We start from the raw sequence: 269 nt of genomic DNA on the forward strand, positions 1-269 counted from the left end.
CCATGATTTGTCCTGCCGTTAGCATCTCTGATGTTGGAATACCCATTGCGAATGCTAATGGTGAGAAGATATATCCTAAAATGCTTTGGAATGTGATTCCGAAAATTGAATCGAATACACCATTAATTGCTGTAATTAATGCTACGAAACCGATTAACATCGCCGCTACTGTTACAGCGATTGAGAAACCAAGCATAATATATTCGCCTAACATTTCAAAGAATGTTTGTTTCTTGTCTTCTTGTAATTCTAAAATATCGTCTTCTTCT

Annotated in this window: 1 protein-coding gene; it reads right to left on the bottom strand. The window is 36.1% G+C overall.

Annotated elements, in window-relative coordinates:
• Positions 1 to 269: nucleoside transporter C-terminal domain-containing protein (locus KVT27_RS24800; RefSeq protein WP_305799940.1), on the bottom strand; the 269-nt coding region annotated here is incomplete at both ends.

It is taken from the genome of Lysinibacillus sp. GbtcB16 (assembly GCF_019091145.1).
Classification (GTDB): domain Bacteria; phylum Bacillota; class Bacilli; order Bacillales_A; family Planococcaceae; genus Lysinibacillus; species Lysinibacillus fusiformis.